We start from the raw sequence: 17,255 nt of genomic DNA on the forward strand, positions 1-17,255 counted from the left end.
ATTGAACTATCGCTAAAAACTCTTTCAATAGTTAGTGAGTCTGTTTTTTTCTTTTCTATTTTAGTTTCTCCCGTTAAAAGATATTAGCCATATTGAGCCATCTTTATCTGGTGTGCATTAATTAGCTGTATTCGCTATCCTTATCTGATGTGAACTATGAACTCTATTAGCTTTCTGGATTTAAGCCGTGAAACCTAATTTAGAGAATTTTGTGCTCTTTTTCATGGATTTTACTTCTAGTAGAGGGTTTATTAGTGGAATATATAGTGAATTCATACTCCTATAATAGAAATGAGTGTTCTGGAGAAACGAAAAAAACAACTACCGATAAGACATAAGAATACAGTGAACTTAACTACTGTATCGAAAGACCATTAGGAAAAAAGCATAGCTACATGTAATTTGGGTGGTCTTATAGTGTTTTTCTTATGCGCATATCTTTAGTCGTGCGGTTATCTTTTTTATGAAATTTTCAACTCATCAAGTTGTGTTTAAGACAAGGTGCCTTATCTTAGTTAAGTTTTAAGTCAACCAAATATCAGAAAATGAGCGAACCTGTTTACCTTTAGTATAGTTACTGTAGAAATTTCGTTAATTAAACATCTAGATAGCAGGTGCGCAACGATAAGTACTATTGAAAGATAAGAGTCTAAGAGTTCGTTTTTGAAAATCATTTATTTCTAGCATTTCTTTGGACATAATCTAATATAATTCCACTTAAGTGCCTTCGGATATCCTTAGTAATAAAGAAGAAACAATGATGTTAGGTAATATCCCTTGTTGCTAAAGTAGAAGTAAAGACTTGGCCCTGAGAAACAATATGATAGTAAAAATATTCGTAGTCTAAAAAGTAATTAATCGGTAAATTTTATTTCGAAATGATTGTAGAGTGCTGGTGCCAATTGGTCACCAGCTTTTCATTTTTATACTGGGGATAAAATCTATTTGCGTAAAAGAAAGAACATAATTACATTACTAGTACTTTTACATGTAATTATGTGAAGATATTTTGTAAGTGAGAATGGAACTTCTAGATCCATATAACAATGTACTACCTTAACACGACCATGACCACCCACTGCGATAAATGTTTTAATGACGAACTGAGGCAACTAGTGTAAAATATTCTTAGTGGTAAAGATAGAGAAAATTTTCAAAAATAATTTAATAATGGTAATAGATTGAAAATGCAGGGTCAAAAAACGATATGAGAAAACATTTAAATGTGTAGCGAGGAGAACTATAAATGTTTCAGCAATTGAGTCATTTTCATTATTTATTTAATCCGCACACACTTTACTGTCTACTAGAGTTTGGTGTTTCGAAAAACAATATTGAAAAACTTGTGGCAGAGGAGTTCGTGGTCAACGATTTCTTAGTATCTTCGAACAAGGTGACCCAAATGCAAAAGACAAAGAAGGCATTAATTCAAAAAGTAATGAATACGCTGCCTGCATTCAGTGAGGCCGGGTATGAGCAATCGGTGTATAAGTTAGGCGCTGCCGGTTTATCACCAGTCAATATTCAATTGCTTGTGGATCATGATATTATGTACCAGCAGCTTTCATCGATGACATACGATATGTTTTTTGATTGCATTGGTCGAAAGAACAAAAAAGCCAGCTTTGAACGTATTAAGAAAGCGTATGAGGCGTGTGAAACATTATTTCGACTGGATGTTACTGTTAATATGTACAACTTTTACTTATGCCAGTACTTTGAGCAGTTAGCGCCGCGTCAATACGTGGATGTTGACGTGTTATGTGACGTTTTAAGTGAGCTCCTTCAGCTACCAAAAGAAGCTATAGATGAGCAGTGTATTGAACAATTTTTAGATAAAAAAAAGGCTGAAAACTACTTGACTAATACACCGCATCTCGGGTTCGCTAAAAAATATAAAACTATAAAAGAATTTTTAGCAAGTGATTTTAACGAAAAAGATATTTTACTTCGCCGTATGAATGGAGATACTTTCAAGGAAATTGGCGACAGCTTAGAAGTGTCACGTCAGCGGATTCAACAAATGGAGACGAAGGTTCTCAATCGATTGCCGGAGCTTGAGGAGCTCATTTATTATAAGGACGTATTTGAAGCATATAACTGGAGTCAAGAAATATTTTCAGCTGTATATGCCGAAAGCCCAGAAGTATATCAGTTGTTAAACGTTAAATTAAAACGAGGTAATAAGGGTTTATTAGAGACATTAGGGGAGCTCACATTAACGGAGGCGCAGCAAAAGCTCATTTTAGCACACTTTGATTGCTACATTAACTTCGAACAACAAGTGATGCCATACACTAATAAATTGAACTTTTTTGAGCATCTAATGTTCCATCTCGGTCAAACCGCAGTGAGCAACGAGGAATTTATTGAGGTAGCAAATACGTTCATAGCGGAACATCAGTTAAATCGATCGCTTTTATTTACGGTGAAGAACGTGTATGGGATGCCCGATCGTTCCCCGAAAATCTTACGTACGAAAAGCAACGGCTTCCGTTTTTATGACACGACGAAAATTGAGCAAGAAACGATTCATCAGTTAAAGGAGCTCTTAGTTTTAGACCCCGGAGTATATAATATGTCGAAATTATTTAGAGAGAATGAAGCTTTGATGGACGAGTTAAATATTGATTCGGAGTATGAGTTGCACAATTTGTATAAAAAATGCATTGAGGTCGAGGGTGTTACATTTACGAGAATGCCAGAATTTACTGTACAAACGAAGAAGGATGAGTTTTTGAAAAACTTATTCTATGAATTGGCACCAATAGAGGTAGAGGAATTTTTAGTGTATGTGGAAGAGCATTATGGCTTACGTCAAGATTCTTTATATAGTTTACTATACAATGATTACTTAGCTTTTATTGATAACAATAAAATTAAGGTTGATTATGCGGATGTGAGTGAAGAAGAGTATGAGTTAGTCCGCTCGCTGCTGAAAAATGCAATTTACACTGTTCATGAATTTATTGTTCTTGGATCCGAACACATCAAGAATTTCAAAGAAAAATTTGTCAACAATCAAGCGTTAATGAAGCTCAACTACAACTTAAGGGGCCTGTTCATCCTCCATCATACGTATGTTTCTGTCGATCAATATTTTACGCAGCTCATTTTAAAAGATGGACTGTTTAAAAATAATCGAACACCACATTTTAAAACGAACCATTTCTTATCAGCCTTATATAATTTAGAGAAAAATTTAGACGTCGTCAAAATCGCGCATGATGTGTATTTGACAAATAAAAAATTACAGGATGCGAGAGTTACTAAGGACGCATTAGTAGCTTATCGGAATGCAGCTTTTGAATTTGCACAAGTCCCTTATTTCACGTATCACTATTTGAAAAACAAAGGATTTGAGCATGAAGTAGAAGACTATGGATTCGACGAGATTTTTTACGAACGCATTATTTGGACGCATCCGAAACTTCGCACATTATATACAAGAAAATGTACGATTTTTGCAAAGGAGCAGGCGCAAGAATTTACACTGAAGGACTTTATCTCATGGCTGCTCACTCAGCACGATGAGCCGCTAGACTTCGACTTCCTACAATATAGGATAAAAAATGAATTCGGCGTAGAAATAAAAAAAGAGAAGCTTATTTACGTCATGCAAAATTCAACAATACATTATTCGAAAGAGATGAATAAGGTGTACCCAAGCAAGGAAGCATTTTATGTAGCTATTTATAGTAAAGAGGGGTAAAACATGGAGGATTTAAAGCAACTTATTGGTAAATCAATTATGGAAACAGAAGAAACCCGTCCACTTTTCATAAAAAATAAAGAAAAAATATATAAAGTTATGGTTATTCCTCTAGAGTATTGCCATTATAACGAAAAAAATGGCCGTATTTCAACGTACATTAGCCAATATCTATCAAGCGGCAATGAATTACAAAAAGACGATCTAGAGGCGTACAACCAAGTATTAGAACAGTTCATTTATGCTTCTAATCCGAACGCTTTAGACAAAACGAAAAAAAATATTCAATTAGTCGGTCAGCTTGAGCCAGGCGTTGTGCTAAACGATGGCCGTATTATTGATGGCAATCGCCGTTTTACGGCGCTTCGTAAATTGCAAGCAGAGGGTAAAACGGACATTTACTTTAAGGCGATTTTATTAGATCAATCCGAGGGTATTGACGATAAAGATATTAAAAAGCTCGAACTACAGCTTCAGCACGGGAAAGAAAAGCCAGTTGAATACAATCCGATTGATAACTTAGTTGACATTTATCAGGACATTATTGAAAACAAGCTCTTTACGATTGACGAGTACATCCAATATGTGAACAAGCCTGTAGGCGATGTTAAGAAAATGGTTAAACGTTCTGTATTAATGAACCAATTTTTACAATATATTAATGCAGAAAAGCAGTATTACATTGCACGTGATTGGGAATTCGATACGATCTTCCAGGACATTTTAAACATCATTGAACGCCAGTTAAAGGGCATCGATGTTATTACAATTTTAGATGTTAAGAGAGACAATAAAAGCGAAGTACAAGAATACCTACGCATTCGGGACACCTTATTTATGACCGCACTTTCAGGCCGGATGTTGAAAACGAATACTCAACAGAAGCAAAGAAGGAGTGATGACCTGTCTCGTTATATTCGAGATATCGGGAAGCACATTATCGGCACCGATAAAAAGGATGAATATTTAGAAGAAATGGAAGACTTCGTTGATGATATTTACGATACGCTTCATGACTATGATCAGCTTGATCTAAATACACTCCAAGAAGTAAGTAAAAACATTGAGGGTACGCAGCAAGAGATCGTCGTAAAAGGGGAAGACTATATTGAAAACGGTCAATTAAACGACGCACAAACAAAGCCCGTTACGATTATGAACAAAGTGCTGAAAAGCTTCGATCAACTAGATTACGTCCAGTTAAAACATATGGATGATGAAACCGAACAAAATTTCCTAACGTTGTACAATAAGCTCAAGACGGAAATGGAAAAAATAGAAGAGGCGCTACGTGTATAAAACGCTCACATTACAGCCTTCCTATTTTTCAGACGAAGATGATATAGCGAACGCGTTTTATATTCCCGTGCTAGAAAAGACAGTTAAGTACGATCGGGTGAGTGCCTACTTTAGCTTTAAAGCATTAGCTGCCTACAGCAAGGGCATCGAAGGCTTAATTCGCAATAACGGAAAAATGCGCTTTATTATTTCTCATGAAATTAGCTATGACGATTACGAAATGCTAAAGGTGGGCTATGTGTTAAAGAAAAAGCTAACACCTGAGCTTGCGCACCACGATTACCTTGCGCTTAGTTTGGAAGAACAGCGCAATGTCAGCAACTTTACGCATTTGATTGCACAAGGGGTAATCGATATTAAAGTGGGCTTTACGCATAGCGGTATTTTCCATAGTAAGTATGGCATTTGCGAGGATGCCAATGGTAATCTCATTTATTTTAACGGTTCCAACAATGAAACGGCCGCCGCCATTGCGAAAAATTATGAGGCGTTTGATGTAACGGCATCGTGGAAAAGCACCTCATTCGATTTGCAACGACCATTTCGAGCAATCGAACGCTTCGCTCAGCTATGGCAGGGCGGCTCCAAAAACGGCTTTGTTTTTGTTAAAGACGTCGATGAGGTCATTAAACAGCAACTGATTAAATATGATAAGGGGAAGCTAATTTTGAATGCAACGTTATTAACACCAAATGCGCTTATTTTAGAATATGTAAATGAGCAATTAATCGTACACAATAATGTAACCTCGTATAAGATCAAAGGAACGGAATCAATCTTTCGATCAAAATTGTTTGCCTATTTAGATGGCGGTTTCCCACACTTTGAGAAAAATTTAACACATTTACATATGCAGGACATTATTAAACACATAAAGAAATTTGCTGAACGTAAAAAATTTGAGGTAGTCGTAACGGAAGCGCTTCAGCAATTTATTTCGCAAAAGGCGTACTATATTAAAGAGCGTGCGGATTATGGGAAGGCGATTAAATATTATCAAAGAAATGTGGCTCTCGTCATTGCCGAGCGCTTTGAGGCCTTTAAAGCTATCGCAGCCCAGGCATTTGCGCGTCCGCCGAGAGATGTGCAGATTTGGAGTGCCTTTTATATGTATGAAATGCAGCGGGCGTCGAACTTTTCAGTGCCAGGGGCTGGGAAAACAACGATGGCTTATCTTGTTTTTTCTTATTTAACAGCCCCTGAAATTGATCAAGTTGATAAAATTGTCATGTTTGGGCCAAAAAATTCATTTTTGGCATGGAAGCAGGAGTTTTCGGAGAATTTTGGGATGAACAAGGAGTTGCGCGTATTAGATGTGCAGCGTTATAAGTATTCACCGACCGAGTTTATGGCTGAAGCGGGGAAATGCAATGTCATTTTAGTCAATTATGAGGCTGTTGCTAAATACCAGGACGTGCTGAACCGTGTCATCGATGACAGAACGATGCTTATTTTAGATGAAGTTCATAAAATTAAAGGCATCCAAAGTGCTCGTGCGCAATCGGTGATGGACGTATCAAAGCGTGCAAAATTTAAATATGCGTTAACGGGTACACCAATTCCCAACACGTATGAAGACATTTATAACTTATTGAAAATTTTATACGATGAGGAATACGAATTATATTTTAATTTCCGGAAGGATCAACTGAAAAATCCGAATGCAGTCACGATGGAGCGCATCAATGATTTATTATATCCATTCTTCTGGCGAACAACGAAAGCTGAGCTACAGGTACCGCCAGCAAATGAAAACGAATTATATTATGTGCTTGCTACTGATCAAGAGCAGCAACTGCTGAACTTATTGTATCGAAAATACGGACATTCCGTTTTCCATCTGTACATTCGCTTGATCCAAGCCTCTGTAAACCCCTCTCTTTTGCTGAACAGCATTGATTATATTGAAATGTACGGAGATGATGCAGGCAACAACATGAATCCTTGGCACGCCGTTGATCCGGAGAAAATTGAATTTACAGAGCAAGAAATTGACTTAATTCAAAGCGTGCCGAAAACGTCTAAATATTTCAAGGCCATCGACTTAATACGCTCACTGTATCAGGAGCAAAAGCAAACGATCATTTGGTGTATATTTGTTGATACAATGTTATCGCTTGAAAGTGAACTACGCCAATTAGGCATTTGTGCAAAAGTAATTTATGGTAGTACGAGCCAGCAAGAACGCGATGCGATCATTGAGCAGTTTCTAAAGAAGGAAATCGACATTTTAATTACGAATCCTCATACATTAGGTGAGTCGGTTTCTTTACATCATACGTGTCACGATGCAATTTATTTAGAGTATTCTTTTAACCTTACGCATCTCCTTCAATCACGCGATCGGATTCACCGTCTTGGGTTAAAGAAAGATGCATACACACAGTATTACTTCCTTATGCTGCAAGGTCAGCAAGGGGAGCGCAATGCGATTGATGAGCGCATTTATTATCGTTTGAAGGATAAAGAAGATCGGATGCTTGCGGCCATTGAACGTGGGGTGTTAACGCCAGACCCAATGGTAAATTTAGCTGATATTATCGCTTTATTTGATTAATGCTTTGAATTATGATTTTTACGAGAATGAAGAATTAAATGAAGAAGTCTTTGTTCGTATCTTTAAATCGATCACCGATTTTCAAAAGTCAAATCTAGTCGTTGTATCGAGGATATGAAGAGACGATAGCGCGTATTATTAGAGATCAGCTTAAAGTTGTTTTTTATACAATGTTGCTAAAACAGTGTAAATTAAAAGAGGATCATTAAGAAAGACTACGGTCGTATTAAGTTGGGAATCTATAGGGCTTCTGTAGAATGGAGTAGCAGGAGCCTCAAGTATCGCCAGAGGCATTTATTCAATCAGTCGTCCCATATCTACTTTCTGGTATCAATCACTAACATATCATGTATGGTTTGACATCCCAATGTCGTAACGCAATCTGGGGTGTATTTTCATTATCGCTTCTCAGAAAGCGCTAAAATCAATTTTCTCCGGCACGAATCTGTCTTTCCTCTCACCAACTATCATGAAATTTGCTTTTTTTGCAATTTTGCCTCGTTCATATTAAAGTATATAATGATTAAAATTGACAATCACTTGATTAGCTAAACTTGCTTATCGTGTGTGTGAAGTCATGAGAGGAATTGGATGAAAGATGAGTAAAAATTTCTGGCGTGATTTACCGCGGCCATTTTTTATATTAGCACCAATGGAAGAAGTGACAGATGTTGTGTTTCGTCATGTTGTGAGTGAGGCAGCGAGACCGGATGTGTTTTTTACAGAGTTTACGAACAGTGAGAGCTACTGCCACCCTGATGGCATTCAAAGTGTGAAAGGCCGTTTAACGTTTACAGAGGATGAGCAGCCGATTGTTGCTCATATTTGGGGAGATAAGCCTGAGAACTTCAGACAAATGAGTATTGGAATGGCGGAGTTAGGATTTCAGGGGCTCGATATTAATATGGGCTGTCCTGTCCCAAATGTCACGCAAAACGGGAAGGGCAGTGGATTGATTCTTCGCCCAGACGTTGCGTCAGAGCTGATTCAAGCAGCAAAAGCAGGGGGATTACCTGTTAGTGTGAAAACAAGACTAGGGTTTACAGAGGTCGATGAATGGCGTGGTTGGCTCAGACACATTTTGGAGCAAGACATTGTGAATTTGTCGATCCACCTTCGCACAAGAAAGGAAATGAGCCAAGTAGATGCGCATTGGGAGCTCATTCCTGAAATTAAAAAACTTCGTGATGAAGTAGCACCTGATACGCTTTTGACGATCAATGGTGATATTCCTGATCGTCAAACAGGCTTAAAGCTCGCTGAGCAGTATGGAGTAGACGGAGTGATGATTGGACGTGGGATTTTTCATAACCCATTTGCCTTTGAAAAAGAGCCGAAAGAGCATACGAGTGACGAACTGTTAGGTCTTTTAAGGTTGCATCTTGATCTTCATGATCAATATTCCTCATTAGGCTTGCGTCCATTCAAGGCACTGCATCGTTTCTTTAAGATTTATGTAAAAGGATTCAGAGGAGCGAGCTTCCTAAGAAACCAATTAATGAACACATCATCAACAGATGAAGTGCGTGCAATGCTAGATGAATTTGAAGCGAGAAATCAGGAACAATCATGATCAACAAGAGGAGGGGGAACCCTTCTCTTTTTTATGAATAGGACTATTAAACTAGTTCTCTCGAATGGTAAAATGAGATAGAAATAACAATTGGAGGTATTTTATTTGAAGCCATTTTGGGATACAGACAGAGAAAATGAAGAGACATTTAAGAAAATCAATGAAAAAGGCATTGCAAAAGCAGAAAAGAAACTAGGCGTCACCTTGCCTGATACATATAAAAAGCTTATCCTCGAACAAAATGGCGGGTATACCCTGCATAACGCTTTTCCAACGGACCAGCCGAATGGATGGGCAGAGGATCATGTGTCATTTGATCATTTAAGAGGAATCGCGAAAGGCGAAGGTATCATGGATAGTGATTATTTAATAGAAGAATGGGAATTGCCTGAGGGTCTTGTGCTTATTTGTGGGGATGGTCATACGTGGATCGCTTTGGATTATAGAGAAACAAAGGAGCATCCGCCGATTCATTACTTTGATCTAGAATATGAGACGGATTTCAAATTAGCGGATTCGTTTGATGAACTGATTGCAGGGCATTATACCGCAGAAGATAGCGAAGAAGATGGGATGTCAGATGAAGAGTGGCAGGCTGAATATGAAAAGCAGAATCCGCCATTATCAAAAGAAGAAGTGAAAGACATATTGAAGACTCGAGACCCTGAGGCACTTCATAAAATTGTATTTTTTCATTTAGACCAAATTGATGATATCAAGTGGTTTTTTTCAGAAGTAGAAACTTTTATGAACTCCATTCAAGACGAAAATATGTTAGTAACTGCTGGCTGGGCGCTCAGCACAATCCTTACACTGAATGATGTGGTGGTTAAGCAGAATGACGATATTTTTCAAAGGGCACGTCGTTTTGCGGAGCAATTGAATCAATCAAAAATAGAAGAAATGCATGAAATCGCTTTTAATATATCATTATGGTTGGAATTTGATTTAGAAGAGCAATAAGAATATCTATTTAATATAAAAACCCCCCATATCAAAAAGGGGGTCACCAATTCCTTTACTCTGCACTCTCCTCAACATCACGGCTATCTTCTGTTTCACCAATATAAATAGGGCCGTTTGCATGGTCGATTCGGATTGGCCATTCGTATGGGACTTGCAGGCGTCGTGCGATGGCTCTCCAAAATTTTGCAGAATCAAATTCTAGTTCTTGAAAGTCTTTAAGCAATTCTTTATAAGAAGATCCATCAAATTGAATGTACGAGTCTTGCAGACGCATAAAGGCGTAATGTCTCACTTCTAATGCTGCCGCAGCTTCCATTTCTTCTTCTGTTGCTTCGCCAATGATTGTTCCTGCGGGTGGAAGCATGTCGTATACGTTAAATTCCTCTTCTTCTTCGTGTGCTGCATTGTGCTGTTGATCTGACATTTTTTTCACTCCTTCTAGTCTTCATCAAGCTTTTATTCGTGCTTACTTCTATTATCGGAAGGAAATGCGAAATGTGGAATGAAAAAAGAAGCAGATCCACAATACTTGCTTTTTCTTCTTGAATCTTTTATGATCAATTACAGATATAAAAGGTCTACAATAGATAGAAAGGAATGTTTCTATGAAATATTCTAAAGCGACCAACTATGCGCTGCATACGATGGTCTTTTTAACCCTTGCACCAAAGGGGAAAGCAATAGGCGTTGAGCCTCTCGCCAAGATGCAAGATCTTTCACCTACCTATTTATCTAAAATTTTAACAAAGCTTGTGAAGGCGGGATTGATTGAATCAACACCTGGCGCAAAAGGTGGTTACACCATTCTGAAAAAGAAGGAGGACATTTCGTTTCTAGACGTCATTCAGGCGGTAGAAGGACAAACCCATTTATTTCGTTGTTCCTTAGCACATGATTCTTTCATGCCTCACGATGGCTGTTTGATTGAACAAGTCATGCAGGATGTTGAAACGAAAATGCAGGAGACGTTAAGTCAAAAGCGGTTAGTTGATATTGCAAGCCAAATAGAGCAGACAGAAAAAAATCCATTTTTCAACATGTGATTTTTTTGAACTAATTATAGATATTAAAAGTCTTTAAAGTCTTTAATAAAAAGGGGAGATTTATATGTTATTAGATTGTGCCATTATTGGAGGCGGGCCATCCGGATTAAATGCAGCTCTTGTTGTCGGGCGGGGCAGAAAACAGGTCATGGTATTCGATGATGAGATGCCAAGAAATCGAGTGACTCAGGAATCACATGGATTTATTACAAACGATGGAATGACACCGTTTGAGATCAGACAAGCAGGAGAAGCGGATCTTCAAAACTACCCCAATATCCAAATCAAACGAAGCAGAATTGTGGAGATACAAAATCATGAGGACAATTTCGTGTTACTGACACAAGAAGGAGAAAGATTCGAAGCGAAAAAAATCATTTTGGCCACAGGACTTCAGGACATATTGCCAAAGATCAACGGGATTCATGATGTGTATGGAAAGACGTTGTTTAGCTGTCCTTTCTGCGATGGCTGGGAGCTGAAGGACAAGCCACTTGCCCTGATTGCAGAGAACCAGCGCGCTTTGCATATGGCGAAACTTCTTTCCAATTGGACAAAGGATTTGATTGTGTTTACAAATGGACAGCAAGTGTTAGCTGAAGAGGAGAAAGCACTGTTATCAGCACATTCTATTCAAGTTATTGATGTGCCAATTGTAGCGATCAATCATGACAATGGACAGCTACACTCTATTCACCTTGCGAATGGGGAAACAGTGAAACGAGAAGGCGGATTTGTCGCAAGTGATTTCAAGCAGTCAACCCCTTTTGCTGAAAAACTAGGCTGTCAAATGACGAAAAATGGGGGCATTGAAACAGATGTTCTTGGGCGTACAACCGTCAGCGGTATTTTTGCATGTGGTGATAATTTAGGCGGACCTGCTCAGCTTGTTCTTGCAGCAGCAGGTGGAAGTCAGGCAGGAATGGGCGTGATTCATGAACTTGTGCAGGAAGAGTTTCAACAAAAAACATCTCTGTAAAAAGAGATGTTCAGCGATGAGCGATTTTCCGTTTTGCTAAGACGTGAGCAGTCCATTCAAAAAGTGCGTAGATGACAAAGAAGATCAGGATCCAGCTGCTGACATCGACCCATACATTGTTGATTTGAATGATGTTCGCCTGATCAAGTCCAGTCTGTATCCACATCGTGATCAATGCGGTGAGGAATACCTGTAAAAACCATTTTTTCAATTGGTCACACCTCCATCTCTTTCTATCATATAAGAAATGACAGTTTATTTCCAATTGAATTTCCATCAGTTTCAACGGTAAAATAATAAATAAAACCAATGGAAGGACATGAGATGAGCGATCAAACCAATCGTTTTTTAAAAAGTCATTTTCCTGATCTTGTCCTCACGCCGTCTCTTTTTTATAGGTGGCCTTTTGGTCTTCGCTTTGAAGTGGCAGATTGGTCATTAGGAGAAGAATCGGTTGTATTAGAAAAAGCAGGCGATCGGGCTTTAAAAATTGTCAGATATGCTTTTGATCCAGAAGACGATATTCTACTTGTCACGGATGTCTATACGCAGCATGAACATGAATTAACGAAGCAAAAGCTCCTTGTTTATCAAAAATATGCCGACCGACAAGTGCGTCACCGATTGCGTCACGAGCGTTTGACCTATATACAACCAAAACAAGAAGAAACAATGAAAATAGAGAGATTTACACTCAAGTGTCAGTTGCAAGATATTCGATTGCGCCCGCTATTACAAGCTATATGCCAAGAGGATTTCTACAAACCGAATCAAATCATGAAAGGAAAGCTTGGTTATGACATTTATCTTATCAATCTCTCAAAACAGATGATTTTCCACTTATATGATGATCGAGGCTGTGATCTTATTGCGGCAGATCCAGAACATCTGCGTCCAGTTTATGAAGGTTTACAGCACTGGCTCTTAGACTATGACCGTGCTCAGATGGATCAGTTGTTTGCCGAGAAATAAGAAAAACCGCACTTTGACAAGTGCGGCTTCTTTTTATGCTTCTACTTTATTGAAAAACTGTGGTAAGTAGTCTTTGTGTGCTTCTAGCATTTCATCTAGGATGCTTTTTGCAATGGCATCTGATGGGACGAGCGGATTGATGGTCATGGCGACAAGTGCTGTGTTGTAGTCGCCTGTCACGGCTGCTTCAGCGGCTACACGTTCAAAGGATTTAATTTGAGAAATAAGTCCTTTGACAGCAACCGGCATTTCACCAACAGCGATTGGTTTTGGGCCGTCTTTTGTGATGACACAGTTCAGTTCAACGGCAGAATCATTTGGAATGTCACTGATGGCGCCATTGTTGATTGTGTTTACAGGCTGAATGTCATGCTTGTCGTTATAAATGGATGCGATCAAGTTACATGCTGCATCACTGTAGTAAGCACCGCCTCGTTTTTCAAGCTGTGGTGGCTTAATATCAAGATCAGGATCTTTGTAAAGCTCGAACAGGTCATTTTCTAGTGCACGGACGACTTCTGCACGAGTTCCTTCATTTTCTGCTGCTTTCTTCTCCTCAGCCAGCATATCACTTGTTTTGTAGTAGTAGCGGTGATATGGACAAGGGATCACGCCAAGCCCTTTTAAGAAATCTGCATCCCACGGAATGGCGTGAATGTTGTTCATGGACATGGTGGAGTTTGGATCTGCCATGTCTTCGATCACTTGATCCATGATGCTTTTGCCATCTAAGAACACGTTCAGTCCAAAGACCATATGGTTTAATCCAGCAAAGCTGACTTCGACTCTGCTTGCGTCGACATCAAGTCCTTTGGCGATGCCCATGCGAATGCCGATTGGTACGTTACATAAGCCAACGACTTTGCGGTGGTTTGAATAGCGAAGTACGGCTTCTGTGACCATACCAGCTGGATTTGTGAAATTCACAAGCCAAGCATCCGGGCATAATTCTTCAATATCTTTCACAATCTCAAGAATGACAGGGATGGTGCGCAGACCCTTGAATAGACCGCCTGGACCGTTTGTTTCTTGACCAATGACATCATATTTTAAAGGAATACGTTCATCCTTCATACGTGCTTCCAGTAATCCGACGCGGAATTGTGTTGTGACGAAATCAGCGTCTACCAGTGCTTTCCGGCGATCTAAAGTTAAATGAACCTCGATTGGAAGCCCTGCTTTTTTCACCATGCGTTTTGCAAGATTTCCGACGATCTCAAGCTTTTCTTTACCTGCTTCGATATCGACGAGCCAAAGTTCGCTAATTGGAAATTCCTCGTACCGTTTAATGAATCCTTCGACAAGTTCTGGTGTATAGCTTGATCCTCCGCCGATTGTGACAACCTTTAATCCTTTTGCCATGTTCTGCACCTCCGAATAATGTAACGCACAATGTTATAATAGAGTGAATCAATCTTTTATCATTTGTTTGTACATCTATAGCTTATCGTGAGAGTACCTTGTGCGTAAACGGTTTCAGCGTCTTTAGGCAAGGGTGCCCTATTTAGAGATTTGTTACATAAAAGAAACGTGTTGTGTCATGTTGTTGGAGAAAGGGGAAGTCAGATGTTTTCAAGTGAGGTCATTTCCAGCTTTAATGAACTAGAAAGCGCTTTATACCGATACATTATGGAAAACAGTGAAAAAGTCGTCTATATGAGAATTCGTGATTTGGCAGATGCCGCACATATATCGACCTCATCTGTCCTTCGCTTTTGTCGAAAAGTGAATTGTGAAGGCTTTTCAGAATTTAAGGTGAAGCTCAAAATGTATTTAGAAGCAGAACAAACACCTTCTTTGAAAAGCACGCAGCATTTCCTGTATGAATTTATCGAACGGACACTTAAAGGAGATTTTGAGGAGAAGATTAAAGAGGCAGCGAAGCTCATTGCGGATGCAAAGAATGTGCTGTTTATTGGGACGGGCAGTTCTGGTATTTTGGCGCAGTATGGGGCAAGGTACTTTTCAAGTCTGGAGAAATTTTCGTTTTACATCAATGATCCATTTTTCCCGATGAATATGCAGTATTTAGACAATAGTGTCACCATTGTGCTGTCGGTATCAGGAGAGAACAGTATTACGATTGATCATATTTCGAAACTTAAAAGAGAAGGCAGCACGATCATTAGTATTACAAACAATCAGCACTGTACAATTTCTCGTATTTCTGACTTGAATATTGCTTATTACGTCACAGACGAACGAGTCCATAGAGCCAACATCACTACACAGACACCCGTTGTCTATATCCTAGAAGCAATGGCGCGTGACATGTTTGCGATGTTAAAAGAAAAGTAAAAGAGTCGCTGCCTTAAACAGCCGCTCTTTTTTTCTGCATCATGAAGGTGGTGATGGCAATGCTTGAGCAGATGAGTACAAACAGTCCGCCTAACAAATACACAAATCTCGCTCCGAATGTATCCGCAATTAATCCAACAAAGAAAATAGATAAACTGACAGACATAGAAGAGAGAACGTATTGAGCCGAATACACCTTTGATAACTCATGGACTGGCGTTTCCGTTTGGAGGATGGTTTGCTGCGAAACATCCCGAATTTGATAGGCAGGCCCCATTAAAATACAAAGCAGCAATGCAAGCCATGGCAGGCTGTTTAGTGAAAATAGGATCGTCAGCACTGCATAAATAAAAGAGCCCGCTGCCATAAAGAGGAGAAGTTGTTTTTGAATAAACTGACTTAGCCATGCAGCCATGAGTCCGCCTATAATGGCACCTATATAATATGCGGCATTGATATATCCCCACCATTCCGCACCTTCATTTAAAACAAGTGTGACAAAGGCAAGCGTAACCGGTCCGACCCACAAAGCACCTGCAATATTTTCACTAACATCCATGAAAGTCAGGATGCGAACCGTTTTGTTTGTCCAAATGATCTTCCAGCCATCCTTGAACCCGTTCATCTTATTTTCTTTTTGAACCGTGTCTTCTTGCTTGAGTAGAGAAAAAACAGGGATGATCAATAGATAGGACAACACAATCATGAAACAAGAGGCCCACATTAAATAAAATGGACCAATCAACAGGACGAGCATTCCAGTAAACGAATAGCCGGCGATTTGAACAGATTGATAAAAAACGGAGGCTGTACTGTTTGCTTTCACAAGCTGATTTGCTGATACAAGCATCGGCATGATGGCCTGTAATAAAGGGCTGATGAACCCGCCTGTGATGGAAATCAAAACGAACGCACTAAACAGCCAGATCAGGTGCTGCTGAAAGAAATCAAATTGGGTCGTGAATACGACGAGCATTCCAATACGTAAAAGAGGGACCCATTTCAATAGACGCTTGGCTTGAAAGAGTTCTGTCAAAACAGGAGAGAGGAGCCCAGCCAATAGCTGACATAGTGTTCTTATGAGCGGAAATACAGCCGCATAGGCGACAGATTGTGTATCTTGATAAATAACCAATGTGACTGTCATCAAAAATAGAATATCACTCAGCATGAGAAGGCTTTTACTGCCTGTATAAAACCAAAACTTATTTCCCATATCCAACCGACTCCTTTTCAAAAACAAGTTCAGTATAGCATGAGAGTGAAGGAGCTAGATGCTTTCCATTGAAAAATACATCTTAAGGATGAGAGGATTGTGATAAGCTAAATGAAAGAACATCGTAAGGAAAGGGGTTCAATCCATTGAAAAAATTACCAGCACATGACTTTTTGGACAAGCATGGCATCCCGTATGACATCAAAACATTTTCTGCCGACACAGAGAAGGGCGCAGCGAATGTAGCTGCAGCACTTGGTTTTAGAGAAAGACAAATGATCAAAACATTGATCTTTGAAACAGGGGAAGAGGAGCAGCTGCTTGTAATGGTTGGTGCTGACCAGCACATCAAATCAGGAAAACTAAAGAAAGCCGCAGGCTCTCGCAATATCAAAATGGCTTCACCAGACACGGTGCTTGAAGTGACAGGCTATCGCATTGGCTCCATCCCGCCATTTTGCTGGCAGCCTGAAGGGTTCCGCACGATTATCGAAGCATCGCTATTAGAAGAAAAGATATTAGGCGTTGGAGCAGGAGAATGGGGAAATGAAATACTCATCACACCAGAACAATTAGTGAAAGCCTCAAAGGCGGTCTCATTTGATCTAGTTCAACCATCCGAATAGAAAAAGTGCCTGTT

14 protein-coding genes are annotated in these 17,255 nt (G+C 39.3%); 10 read left to right on the forward strand and 4 right to left on the reverse strand.

Annotation, left to right across the window (positions count from 1 at the left end; all coding sequences use genetic code 11):
• The first annotated feature begins 1,246 nt into the window (after positions 1–1,246).
• The 5 genes from NSQ52_RS03585 to NSQ52_RS03605 all read left to right on the forward strand — a co-directional run bounded on the left by NSQ52_RS03585 (position 1,247) and on the right by NSQ52_RS03605 (position 10,104).
• Positions 1,247–3,712, forward strand: a complete 2,466-nt coding sequence (locus NSQ52_RS03585) for a sigma factor-like helix-turn-helix DNA-binding protein (RefSeq protein ID WP_342473926.1) — start codon at positions 1,247–1,249, stop codon at positions 3,710–3,712.
• Positions 3,713–3,715: 3 nt separating this feature from the next.
• Positions 3,716–5,011: a hypothetical protein gene (locus tag NSQ52_RS03590; RefSeq protein WP_217816577.1), complete on the forward strand. Its 1,296-nt coding sequence runs from the start codon at positions 3,716–3,718 to the stop codon at positions 5,009–5,011.
• Complete coding sequence (locus NSQ52_RS03595; protein ID WP_217816576.1) at positions 5,004–7,568, forward strand: SNF2-related protein; 2,565 nt, start codon at positions 5,004–5,006, stop codon at positions 7,566–7,568. The genes NSQ52_RS03590 and NSQ52_RS03595 overlap by 8 nt, the downstream gene beginning before the upstream one ends.
• A 598-nt stretch (positions 7,569–8,166) precedes the next feature.
• Positions 8,167–9,141: a tRNA-dihydrouridine synthase gene (locus NSQ52_RS03600; protein WP_342473927.1), complete on the forward strand. Its 975-nt coding sequence runs from the start codon at positions 8,167–8,169 to the stop codon at positions 9,139–9,141.
• A 105-nt stretch (positions 9,142–9,246) separates the two neighbouring features.
• The gene (locus NSQ52_RS03605) at positions 9,247–10,104 is read left to right on the forward strand and encodes an SMI1/KNR4 family protein (RefSeq protein WP_342473928.1); all 858 of its coding nucleotides are present in this window, start codon (positions 9,247–9,249) and stop codon (positions 10,102–10,104) included.
• A gap of 55 nt (positions 10,105–10,159) precedes the next feature.
• Here NSQ52_RS03605 and NSQ52_RS03610 read toward each other — a convergent pair whose 3' ends face one another.
• Positions 10,160–10,531: a hypothetical protein gene (locus NSQ52_RS03610; RefSeq protein ID WP_007496834.1), complete on the reverse strand. Its 372-nt coding sequence runs from the start codon at positions 10,529–10,531 to the stop codon at positions 10,160–10,162.
• Between the two features lie 181 nt (positions 10,532–10,712).
• Here NSQ52_RS03610 and NSQ52_RS03615 point away from each other — a divergent pair, with 181 nt between their 5' ends.
• On the forward strand, positions 10,713–11,150 hold the full coding sequence (locus NSQ52_RS03615; protein WP_024718615.1) for an Rrf2 family transcriptional regulator: 438 nt from the start codon (positions 10,713–10,715) through the stop codon (positions 11,148–11,150).
• Positions 11,151–11,214: 64 nt separating this feature from the next.
• Positions 11,215–12,129: an NAD(P)/FAD-dependent oxidoreductase gene (locus NSQ52_RS03620; protein ID WP_342473929.1), complete on the forward strand. Its 915-nt coding sequence runs from the start codon at positions 11,215–11,217 to the stop codon at positions 12,127–12,129.
• A gap of 10 nt (positions 12,130–12,139) precedes the next feature.
• On the opposite strand, the gene NSQ52_RS03625 is transcribed toward NSQ52_RS03620, so the two are convergent.
• Positions 12,140–12,340, reverse strand: a complete 201-nt coding sequence (locus tag NSQ52_RS03625) for a hypothetical protein (protein ID WP_045034441.1) — start codon at positions 12,338–12,340, stop codon at positions 12,140–12,142.
• Between the two features lie 113 nt (positions 12,341–12,453).
• Here NSQ52_RS03625 and NSQ52_RS03630 point away from each other — a divergent pair, with 113 nt between their 5' ends.
• A complete protein-coding gene (locus tag NSQ52_RS03630) occupies positions 12,454–13,101 on the forward strand; it encodes a DUF3885 domain-containing protein (protein ID WP_135009843.1) in 648 nt (215 codons plus the stop codon).
• 33 nt (positions 13,102–13,134) lie between these two features.
• Here NSQ52_RS03630 and NSQ52_RS03635 read toward each other — a convergent pair whose 3' ends face one another.
• Positions 13,135–14,463 carry a 6-phospho-beta-glucosidase gene (locus NSQ52_RS03635; RefSeq protein WP_039168556.1) on the reverse strand — a complete coding sequence of 443 codons (1,329 nt, stop codon included), beginning with the start codon at positions 14,461–14,463 and terminating at the stop codon, positions 13,135–13,137.
• Positions 14,464–14,667: 204 nt separating this feature from the next.
• Between NSQ52_RS03635 and NSQ52_RS03640 the strand changes: the two genes are divergently transcribed.
• Complete coding sequence (locus NSQ52_RS03640; RefSeq protein ID WP_017366780.1) at positions 14,668–15,399, forward strand: MurR/RpiR family transcriptional regulator; 732 nt, start codon at positions 14,668–14,670, stop codon at positions 15,397–15,399.
• A 13-nt stretch (positions 15,400–15,412) separates the two neighbouring features.
• Here the strand turns inward: NSQ52_RS03640 and NSQ52_RS03645 are convergent, their stop codons facing one another.
• Positions 15,413–16,615: an MFS transporter gene (locus NSQ52_RS03645; RefSeq protein WP_342467858.1), complete on the reverse strand. Its 1,203-nt coding sequence runs from the start codon at positions 16,613–16,615 to the stop codon at positions 15,413–15,415.
• A gap of 146 nt (positions 16,616–16,761) precedes the next feature.
• On the opposite strand from NSQ52_RS03645, the gene NSQ52_RS03650 reads away from it, so the two are divergent.
• Positions 16,762–17,241: a YbaK/EbsC family protein gene (locus tag NSQ52_RS03650; protein WP_268431722.1), complete on the forward strand. Its 480-nt coding sequence runs from the start codon at positions 16,762–16,764 to the stop codon at positions 17,239–17,241.
• Positions 17,242–17,255 lie beyond the last annotated feature (14 nt).

Origin of the sequence: Bacillus sp. FSL W8-1141 (assembly GCF_038593205.1) — a bacterium.
GTDB lineage: Bacteria > Bacillota > Bacilli > Bacillales > Bacillaceae > Bacillus > Bacillus altitudinis.

Excerpts from the sequence above, each read along its gene's own strand:
- NSQ52_RS03640 (WP_017366780.1), top strand. The coding sequence starts at position 14,668 with ATGTTTTCAAGTGAGGTCATTTCCAGCTTTAATGAACTAGAAAGCGCT.
- NSQ52_RS03590 (WP_217816577.1), top strand. The coding sequence starts at position 3,716 with ATGGAGGATTTAAAGCAACTTATTGGTAAATCAATTATGGAAACAGAA.
- NSQ52_RS03585 (WP_342473926.1), top strand. The coding sequence starts at position 1,247 with ATGTTTCAGCAATTGAGTCATTTTCATTATTTATTTAATCCGCACACA.
- NSQ52_RS03600 (WP_342473927.1), top strand. The coding sequence starts at position 8,167 with ATGAGTAAAAATTTCTGGCGTGATTTACCGCGGCCATTTTTTATATTA.
- NSQ52_RS03610 (WP_007496834.1), bottom strand. The coding sequence starts at position 10,531 with ATGTCAGATCAACAGCACAATGCAGCACACGAAGAAGAAGAGGAATTT.
- NSQ52_RS03630 (WP_135009843.1), top strand. The coding sequence starts at position 12,454 with ATGAGCGATCAAACCAATCGTTTTTTAAAAAGTCATTTTCCTGATCTT.
- NSQ52_RS03645 (WP_342467858.1), bottom strand. The coding sequence starts at position 16,615 with ATGGGAAATAAGTTTTGGTTTTATACAGGCAGTAAAAGCCTTCTCATG.
- NSQ52_RS03635 (WP_039168556.1), bottom strand. The coding sequence starts at position 14,463 with ATGGCAAAAGGATTAAAGGTTGTCACAATCGGCGGAGGATCAAGCTAT.
- NSQ52_RS03615 (WP_024718615.1), top strand. The coding sequence starts at position 10,713 with ATGAAATATTCTAAAGCGACCAACTATGCGCTGCATACGATGGTCTTT.
- NSQ52_RS03620 (WP_342473929.1), top strand. The coding sequence starts at position 11,215 with ATGTTATTAGATTGTGCCATTATTGGAGGCGGGCCATCCGGATTAAAT.